Origin of the sequence: Tritonibacter scottomollicae, assembly GCF_003003215.1 — a bacterium.
GTDB classification, from domain to species: Bacteria; Pseudomonadota; Alphaproteobacteria; order Rhodobacterales; family Rhodobacteraceae; genus Epibacterium; species Epibacterium scottomollicae.
Genome location: NZ_PVUF01000057.1, coordinates 1 through 2,904, shown reverse-complemented (window position 1 = coordinate 2,904; position 2,904 = coordinate 1). Strand labels below are relative to the sequence as shown.

General features: G+C 54.2%; 3 protein-coding genes and 1 pseudogene. All 4 read left to right on the top strand.

What is annotated here, in order from left to right:
* Positions 1-375: pseudogene (locus tag CLV89_RS22735) on the top strand (hypothetical protein); the annotation flags it as partial.
* Positions 376-383: 8 nt separating this feature from the next.
* Complete coding sequence (locus CLV89_RS22200) at positions 384-770, top strand: hypothetical protein (protein WP_106165745.1); 387 nt, start codon at positions 384-386, stop codon at positions 768-770.
* 9 nt (positions 771-779) lie between these two features.
* Complete coding sequence (locus CLV89_RS22195; RefSeq protein ID WP_106165744.1) at positions 780-2,345, top strand: polymorphic toxin type 15 domain-containing protein; 1,566 nt, start codon at positions 780-782, stop codon at positions 2,343-2,345.
* An 8-nt stretch (positions 2,346-2,353) separates the two neighbouring features.
* Positions 2,354-2,904: GAD-like domain-containing protein (locus CLV89_RS22190; protein WP_133166791.1), on the top strand; the 551-nt coding region annotated here is incomplete at its 3' end.

The window sequence follows — 2,904 nt, the reverse complement described above, 5'->3', positions numbered from 1 at the left end:
ATGACCAGCAAGCTTGGCCTCCCGGATGCGCTCAACATGGGTGAAGGCAACCTGATCATCGGCGTTGCCAAGAACAAGGCAGAGACCGTGATGGTTAGCTCGACTGAAATCGTAGGTGCAGCAAAAGCCGTCACCGTTGGGGGCGGCATGCAGGTGACTGTTGGTGGAGTTAAGAACGAGAGTGTTGCCGTTGGGTCCTGGGAGGAAGTCGGAAACAACAAGGTGACCCATGTCGGAGAGAAATACGAAATCGTTGTCGGCAAGTCCAAAATTACTCTGGACCGGGAAGGCAATATCGCGCTGGACGGTGTGAACATCACCATCAACGGACAATCCGCGGTCACGGTGACCGGCGGGCGCATTGACCTGAACTGAGTGAGCAGATGGCCCTGAAAGTCACCTCCGGCGCCTGGAGCGATGCCGCAAAAGAGAACCAGCAGCAGCGTGATGCGCTGCGGCGAGCGTTTTTTGTTCAGGCCGGCGTTCCCGTTGCAAGCTCTTTGCGGGAGGTGTTCCTGTCTCCTGCTAACCGCATCACCAACGTGGCCAGCTTGGTGCAGCACGTGCTGTCCCCCCGGATCGACGACGCCAATCTGTCCGCAGCCGCTAAGGCTTCCCTTCAGGCGGCTGAAGCCATCGGCCTGGCAGTGCCGGCGCTGCCGCAGCATTTTGACAGCCGCCCGCATAGTATCGCTGCACATTCGCCTGAGGTCCTGCGCAGTTTCTTCGTTGACGACCAGGAAACCGGTCTCGAAATGGCGATGTTTTGAGGGGGCACCGTGGCTGAAACCGCTCAAGAGAAATTCCTTCGCGAGAAACAGGAATATGAGGACGCGCTTGCGGCCTATCGCAACGTTCTGGGCCGCGCAGCTGGCACGGTGCAGATCCCCTATGCCATGCAATCCAGCTATGCCGTAGAAAACCAGGGCTACGAGCGGGCAGCCACCGATCCCTGGATAACTGAACGCTTTCCAGACCTGCAAGCTGCCGCTGAACGGGTTCAGGCCGAAGAGCAGCAATTCCTGGCTCTTGACGATCCCTTCCCATCGCATGCCAACAGCCAGTGCTCGATCGCAAACTATACCGCTCTGAAAGTCTATGAGTACTATGCGCTTTTCGAAACGGTTTACCTATTGGCAACCGACGCGGCGTTTCGCGACCAAGTCGTCGCGCAAATAGAAGCGTTTCTGACTGGCAGTGGCTTGGACCACTACATGGCAGCCAATAACTTGCAAAATCAGGCTGACATTCTGATGCTAGGAAAGCCTGATCTTTTGGATTACTGGCTGTCAGACGACGCTGGCGACGAAGTATTGCGTCAGCGCGAGCAGGAGATCGATCAGCAACTGGAAGTGATCGGTCAGCAGACAGCCTTTCACATGTCCGTTGTCGAAGGCAAGATTGCTGAATTTTTCACAGCGGTCTGGCAGGATCTGAAACAGAAGTATTATGATTGCGGCATTCTCTATGCCGTATCCACAGTTGGTGTTGACGGCATCTTCGTCGCCGCTGAAATTTACTCAGGCCTTGCGTTTCTCCGCTTCTTGAAATTCGGTCTCCGGGCATTACCCAATACCGGACAGATTGCGGTGGATATACTGGACGGGAACGGCCGGAAGATCGTCGACAGAACCCATAGTCAGGCCGCCCTAGCAGCCAAGTACGGCGAACCGCAGGAGAACGGTGTCGGCGGATTTGCACCGGACACCAACCGCGACATCCCCGACAGCCCGGCTGAAAAGGTGCTGGAACAGCAGCCGAGGGACCGGGAAAGCGGAAACAACGACAATGACGAACCGGAAAGGCCAAACCATCCGCGCGGCCCGCGCCGCGAAGTGGATTGTTTTGACGTTCCGCGCAATGTTGACCGTGCCGAGTTCGACAGGCAACTGCGGGAACAGCAAGATACAATCAACAATATGACTGCGGATGAGATGGGATATGCCCATGCTGTTCTGGACCACGCCCGGGAGGTGTGGCGGGACACGGGGCAGAAGGGTAGTTTTACAAAGCTACTGAGAGGGAATGGTGAGGCGCAGAGGCAGGCTCGGACCAAGCACAGAGAATACTTAGACAAAGCCTTAGGGCTAGATGAAGATGAAATTGACGAGCTTATGGCAGATCTGGACGCAACCCATTTCTTAGACATTATTGCAGGTGGCGATCCTGAACACGTAGGAATGGGTGGAGCGCAAGAAAATCAACGGATCGGACCTGCCTGGACCTACAAGAACACACCGAGCGGAGCATCCAGAGCAGGTCAATTGAAAGACTATTCTGACCAGCTAAGAACAGCAGGTAGAAGTGATCATCTTATGAATGTCGGACTATCGAGTTGTGACTAAGGATTAACATGCTAGAAAGAAACTTCGAAAAAAGACTAAATCGTATTGGAGATTACACTCCGGCACAATTCCCCTCACAAGGCCAAGTTGCAGAAGGGTGTGAACGGGTATCCAATACCTACGCCGAATTCATTAAAACCCGCGGATACGGTCTGGTGCGAGGTGGGCGGTATCAATTTTGCCCGGCAGATCAATATCGCTCCCTTGCTGCCTTGATCTTCAAGGCGGATACGGACTTCAGCCATACGGACGCTCGTATTTTAGGATTTGATGCTTTCGGAATGGAATTGATCGCTTGGTCTGAGAGGCACAATTCGATAACCGTAAATTTATTGAAATATCAAATTGAATGTTTTGATTTGGCAGCGCCAGTACTCAATTACCCGATGCCGACCCCCAAAAAAACGGTACCTCTCAACCGGGAAACGCGGACACGGACGATCTTGCCAACCGACGAAGACACCGGCGAATGCTGGGACTGGCAGGAAAACCGCATGTATGAAGCAGCAGTCAGAAAACTCGGGCAGCTGGAATTCGGTGAAGTCTACGGCTTTGTGCC

Coding starts and splice junctions, on each gene's coding strand:
- CLV89_RS22200 (WP_106165745.1), top strand. CDS start 384: ATGGCCCTGAAAGTCACCTCCGGCGCCTGGAGCGATGCCGCAAAAGAG.